We start from the raw sequence: 2,242 nt of genomic DNA on the forward strand, positions 1-2,242 counted from the left end.
CCGAAGAAATGGAACGCTCTTCGGCTTTTCGGTGTCTACTGAAATCAAGGTATTAATGGGAATACCAGCCTAAGATATTCTGAGTTCAGAGAGGGCTCGTTTGATTTTCAAACTTCGCAACAGAACCGCCCCGCTTTACTCTATCTAAACACTTTAATAATTATATATCAAAAACGTCAAGAAATATTTTTATCTAATCCTCTTTAACAGGGGAATGCTTAGCCACTTGTAGTGCCTGATTGATTACCTTGACGTATAAAATATCACCATCCCGAATGCCACCGAAGTGTACGCCATCTATCCCTTTGAAGACTTCTGGATGTTGCGCCGCAATCTTGCCCCAGTCGGCAATCGTAATGAACTTATACTTAGCTGGCAGATGCCGTTCCAAAACGGCCAACTTTGATGAATTTCAGTCAGTATCGGCCCGGGCATTATAAGGTGTCATCAGAATCAACTTATGCCCCGGCTCCAAGTCATGAATGATCTTCATGGTTTGCTCTTCGTAATCATCCAGCGCGTTGGTCCCAATACAAATCACCGCGTACTGCCGTAACGTATAGCTTCGCTGCTGGTTCATCATGACTTTATACGCCAAGTTCATCGTCCGATCGCCCTTAATCTTTAAGCTTTGCCATTTTTTTAATAGCATGCCTAAATAGATGGTACACATCGCCGCAGGGCAGTGCTTTTCTAACATTCCAGCTACCAAGTGTTTTAGTAAAAATGTCCCTTATTCAGATAGTTATTATTACAGGCAAAAATAATCTTAATGTTTAAATTTGCTTCACTTCAATAAAAGACCGGCCTGCTCAACCCCAAGGGTTTTAACGGACCGATCTTTATTTACATTAAGGCAACTTTACTTACTTTGAAAAACTTTTAATTTATCTTAGCCAGTTGTTGTGACAAAGTTTCCACTTGTTTAGTCAACTTCTCCAAATCGTGACTTTGGTTGAAAGTTTTTAAATTTGCTTGCACTTGCCTAACGCTCCTTTGGAAAGTTTCTTGGCCATTAGTAGTCAAGTTTAGCCGAGCAATTCGTCGATTAGTTTGATTTACTTGTGATTGAATTAAATTATCTTGAATCAGTCGCCAAGTGTTTCTGGAAATTAGTGTGCGCCTAACCATGAACGCATCAGCTAATTCACTAGCAGTGGCTTGTCCGTGTTGTTCCAGATAGATTAATATTTCCCACTCACTCATTGAGAAAACAGTTGTGGTCAGCCCTTGCATTAACATCTGGTATGCTTGTTTCTGAATAGCCTGTAGGGGTTGCTAAGCTCTCAAACTGGATCTTAGTTTGCCGATGATTTTGCATATAATATCATCCTATTCTTTGCGCTGCCGCTTAGTCATTCCGAAGAGTCCTAACACACTACTCATTGCTAATAGTAATAAGCCACTCAGCGTCATGTGTTGTTGATCAGTTTCACCAGTTTGAGGCAACCGTTGGTCCACAAAATTAGTAGCCGCCGCTTGACCAGCCTGAACCGGTTTTGCTGGCGTCGTTGGTTGACTTGGATTAACTGGTTTTGTTGGCGCATCCTTGGTATAAATCACCGTAAAGTCAAGATCACTAGCGTCACCACTCACAGTTTGTGCCCCAATTTCAGCTTGATCTGGCGTATAACCCTTAATAACTGGGCTAGTCACTGCCGCAAAGCTTTGATCAGCTGACCAAGACCCATAGGTCTTTTCACCTGTAACCGTATCAGTTGAGACTTGACGCGTAAAGGTCACTTGAGCGGTGTTATCAGCAGGAGTTTGATTACCAGCGCCTTGATAATGAATAGTTTCTGTAACGGTTTTGGCCTCTGTAGACTGAATGTTTTTATGCTTCAAGTGAACCGTGAAGTTCTGATCAGTTGTGTCATTATTGTCGAATGTCAAATCTGCTGGATAGCCATCAGTAACCAACTCATACCCGTGTTTCTTATAATCCGCAATGTTGCCACTGGTACTATAACTGGATTTCGAGCCCGTTGTTCCTGAAATTGAATCCGTCTTTAAAGTTGTTCTGGTCGTATCATCAACGTAGCTGACACTACCTTTTTGCGTATCTGCGGTATAGGTGATCGTTGTATCTTTCTTCGGATCACTTGGCTGATAACTGCTACCTGGTGTCAAAACATGACCTTCTGGATCATGTGCTGTATAACCTGGTACCGTCGGTACACCGGCTGGTGTAACCTTCGTCGCATCACTTGGGTCATTTGGATAGACTACTGTTGGTACTCTA

The 2,242-nt window shown here is 42.3% G+C and carries 3 protein-coding genes and 2 pseudogenes; 1 reads left to right on the forward strand and 4 read right to left on the reverse strand.

Annotated elements, in window-relative coordinates; all coding sequences use genetic code 11:
• Positions 1-73, forward strand: a pseudogene (locus tag HZR21_RS11415) (IS6 family transposase); the annotation flags it as partial.
• A 120-nt stretch (positions 74-193) separates the two neighbouring features.
• Here the strand turns inward: HZR21_RS11415 and HZR21_RS12215 are convergent.
• From HZR21_RS12215 to HZR21_RS11430, 4 genes and pseudogenes are all read right to left on the reverse strand, one after another.
• Entirely contained in the window at positions 194-400 is a 207-nt protein-coding gene (locus tag HZR21_RS12215; RefSeq protein ID WP_246307859.1) for an SGNH/GDSL hydrolase family protein, read from the reverse strand.
• A gap of 12 nt (positions 401-412) precedes the next feature.
• A complete protein-coding gene (locus HZR21_RS12220; protein WP_246307860.1) occupies positions 413-700 on the reverse strand; it encodes an SGNH/GDSL hydrolase family protein in 288 nt (95 codons plus the stop codon).
• A gap of 182 nt (positions 701-882) precedes the next feature.
• Positions 883-1,321, reverse strand: a pseudogene (locus tag HZR21_RS11425) (MarR family transcriptional regulator).
• 11 nt (positions 1,322-1,332) lie between these two features.
• A partial coding sequence (locus tag HZR21_RS11430) for a mucin-binding protein (protein WP_246307862.1) occupies positions 1,333-2,242 on the reverse strand: 910 nt, incomplete at its 5' end.

It is taken from the genome of Pseudolactococcus laudensis, assembly GCF_013449735.1.
GTDB classification, from domain to species: Bacteria; Bacillota; Bacilli; order Lactobacillales; family Streptococcaceae; genus Pseudolactococcus; species Pseudolactococcus laudensis.

Bases quoted from the DNA above. Each gene is read 5' to 3' on its own strand.
- HZR21_RS12220 (WP_246307860.1), bottom strand. From the start codon at position 700: ATGTTAGAAAAGCACTGCCCTGCGGCGATGTGTACCATCTATTTAGGC.